Source organism: Ligilactobacillus hayakitensis DSM 18933 = JCM 14209 (genome assembly GCF_000615845.1).
In the GTDB taxonomy this organism is placed as follows: Bacteria; Bacillota; Bacilli; order Lactobacillales; family Lactobacillaceae; genus Ligilactobacillus; species Ligilactobacillus hayakitensis.
On record NZ_BAML01000062.1, the window covers coordinates 1 to 1,983 of the forward strand.

Genomic DNA, 1,983 nt, shown 5'->3' on the forward strand with positions numbered 1-1,983 from the left:
TAATTATATAAATCACATTTGTTAAATTTAAGTAAAATATTCTCTAATATAGGTTATAATGATATTTGGATGCTTAGGAGGAAATGATGGAACTAGAAAAAATTAAAACTCAAATTTCAGATGGTATTAACGAATTCTTAGCTCAAAATCCTTTAAAAAAAGGCGATATTTTTGTATTGGGATTAAGTACAAGTGAAGTTCAAGGCAAACATATTGGAAAACAATCAAATATAGAAATTGGTAGAATTATCGTTAATACTCTTTACCATAGACTAAAACAGAAAAATGTCTATTTAGCTGTGCAGGGATGCGAACATTTAAATCGAGCACTTGTAGTAGAAAAAGAAATCGCTGATCAATTGAATTTAGAGGTTGTTTCAGTTTACCCTTCTATTCATGCTGGAGGAGCCGGACAAATTGCTGCCTTTGAAATATTTAAAAATCCAGTCGAAGTTGAACACGTCATCGCCAATGGAGGTATGGATATCGGGGATACATCTATTGGAATGCATGTCAAATTTGTGCAAATTCCAATTAGAACTAGTATCAAAACAATCGGTCATGCCCACACTACCTATTTAGGATCACGCCCTAAATTAATTGGTGGTCCTCGTGCTAAATACGTTTGGGATCCATTTAATTAATAGTTAGATAATCCAATTCAATAAGCCCATGATAATTTTAGCTCTTTGTCAATTAATACTGGTAAAGAAATTTAATTAAATATATTCAAAAAGATAATGGTTAAGTAGATTTTAAAACAAGCTGCTTAGCCGTTATTTTTTTGCGCATTTTTCTTTAATATTTAGAGTGCCTGCGGTAGATTCAAGACATCTTTGGACAGTATTGCTAGAAACGTGGTAATCAAAAGCAGTATCTTTCATGGATATATTTTTCTTAAAATTAACAATACTCTGTTGTTTAATATTGTTTGAGATAGAACAATGTTCTTCAACACCAGAAATATTGAATACACGAGTTGAACGACAATTCTTACAGATGAATTTTTGTTTACAAACTCCCATAAATAAAGGCTTTTCATCTTTAGAGAAACCGAGGTTCAGTCGACTTCTCTTTTTTGTACGATTTTACACCAAAAAAATACTGATGATAATTTTAAAATACATTTTAAAATTATCATCAGTACAGAATATTATAGAACCATAATTTTTGGTTGAAACAAAATATTATCATGGGTTTATTTTTATGAACCGCAATTTTTGTTTTGTAATAAGAAAAAATAAAAAACCAAAGATGAATAATATCATCTTTGGTTTTTGAAAACATATAGCTTAATTAAGGCGGTAACCGGATTTGAACCGGTGATAAAGGTTTTGCAGACCTCTGCCTTACCACTTGGCTATACCGCCATAAATTATTTTTACATAGCAGTTGGATTCGAACCAACGATTAAGGAGTCAAAGTCCTTTGCCTTAGTCCGCTTGGCTATACTAGTAAAAATAAAAAGGGCGAAAGACGGGATTCGAACCCGCGCATGCCGGAGCCACAATCCGGTGTGTTAACCAACTTCACCACTTTCGCCATCATTATATTAAAAAACAGGGATAGTAGGAATCGAACCCACAATGACGGTTTTGGAGACCGTAGTTATACCGTTTAACTATATCCCTATAATAAAAATGGAAGGGAGTGGATTCGAACCACCGAACCCGAAGGAGCGGATTTACAGTCCGCCGCGTTTAGCCAGACTTCGCTACCCTTCCATAATGGCGCGGGACGGAATCGAACCGCCGACACAAGGAGCTTCAATCCTTTGCTCTACCAACTGAGCTACCGAGCCAATTCTTTATTTGCATAAAAAAAACGGTCCATACCGGATTCGAACCGGTGGTCTCCTGCGTGACAGGCAGGCGTCCTAACCAACTAGACCAATGAACCAAAAAATGGAGGATACAGGGTTCGAACCTGTGACCCCCTGCTTGTAAGGCAGATGCTCTCCCAGCTGAGCTAATCCTCCATAAG

At 35.8% G+C, this 1,983-nt stretch carries 1 protein-coding gene and 8 tRNA genes; 1 reads left to right on the forward strand and 8 read right to left on the reverse strand.

All coding sequences use genetic code 11. The features are described from left to right. Positions 1-86 precede the first annotated feature (86 nt). Positions 87-644: a TIGR01440 family protein gene (locus JCM14209_RS08485; protein ID WP_025023031.1), complete on the forward strand. Its 558-nt coding sequence runs from the start codon at positions 87-89 to the stop codon at positions 642-644. Positions 645-1,299: 655 nt separating this feature from the next. On the opposite strand, the gene JCM14209_RS08490 is transcribed toward JCM14209_RS08485, so the two are convergent. The 8 genes from JCM14209_RS08490 to JCM14209_RS08525 all read right to left on the reverse strand — a co-directional run bounded on the left by JCM14209_RS08490 (position 1,300) and on the right by JCM14209_RS08525 (position 1,978). Beyond that, positions 1,300-1,370, reverse strand: a tRNA-Cys gene (locus JCM14209_RS08490). A 12-nt stretch (positions 1,371-1,382) separates the two neighbouring features. After that, a tRNA-Gln gene (locus JCM14209_RS08495) sits at positions 1,383-1,456 on the reverse strand. 12 nt (positions 1,457-1,468) lie between these two features. Continuing rightward, positions 1,469-1,542 (reverse strand) — tRNA-His (locus JCM14209_RS08500). Between the two features lie 18 nt (positions 1,543-1,560). Further along, positions 1,561-1,631 (reverse strand) — tRNA-Trp (locus JCM14209_RS08505). Positions 1,632-1,641: 10 nt separating this feature from the next. After that, positions 1,642-1,724, reverse strand: a tRNA-Tyr gene (locus tag JCM14209_RS08510). Between the two features lie 4 nt (positions 1,725-1,728). Beyond that, a tRNA-Phe gene (locus tag JCM14209_RS08515) sits at positions 1,729-1,801 on the reverse strand. A 24-nt stretch (positions 1,802-1,825) separates the two neighbouring features. Continuing rightward, positions 1,826-1,899 (reverse strand) — tRNA-Asp (locus JCM14209_RS08520). Between the two features lie 6 nt (positions 1,900-1,905). Next, positions 1,906-1,978, reverse strand: a tRNA-Val gene (locus JCM14209_RS08525). Positions 1,979-1,983: the final 5 nt, after the last annotated feature.

Excerpts from the sequence above, each read along its gene's own strand:
- JCM14209_RS08485 (WP_025023031.1), top strand. The coding sequence starts at position 87 with ATGGAACTAGAAAAAATTAAAACTCAAATTTCAGATGGTATTAACGAA.